At 72.6% G+C, this 464-nt stretch carries 1 protein-coding gene; it reads right to left on the reverse strand.

Annotation, left to right across the window (positions count from 1 at the left end):
- Positions 1-24: 24 nt before the first annotated feature.
- Positions 25-464 (reverse strand): DUF3419 family protein (locus EQG76_RS00675; RefSeq protein ID WP_159709686.1); only part of this gene is annotated, 440 nt, incomplete at its 5' end.

Below are 464 nucleotides of genomic sequence, written 5' to 3' on the forward strand. Positions count from 1 at the left end.
TGTCGCCGGCCGTGGCGCCCGCCATCAGGCCGGCCGGCGCGCGTAGAGGTGGAAGCCGCCATAGATGGCGGAGCGGTCCTGGCGGAACAGCTCGAGGCTGCGCTGCCGCTCGTAATGCCAGCCGTCCAGGATGAAGCGCGGCACCCGGCCCTCGATCACGCTGGCCTCGCCGGCCGTGCGGAAGATCACTCGCGCGTCCGGAGCAGCGGTACGCTCGATCTGGCTCCACAGCTCGGCCAGGCGCCGGTCGGTCATCCAGTCCATCGCGTCCAGCAGGACGAAGCGGTCGATCGAGCAGGCCGGTTCGCCGCGCAGCCGCTCGGTGAGGTCCTGGTGGCGGGCATCGATCCGCTCCACCCGCGTCCGGATGTCCGGCAGGTGCCGACGCTCCAGCCACATCGGCAGCGCCGCCTCGCCCTGACCGAACCCCCGGCCGAAGGCCTGGCGGGCGAACGGGCTCTGAC

This window comes from Geminicoccus flavidas (assembly GCF_009806515.1).
Classification (GTDB): domain Bacteria; phylum Pseudomonadota; class Alphaproteobacteria; order Geminicoccales; family Geminicoccaceae; genus Geminicoccus; species Geminicoccus flavidus.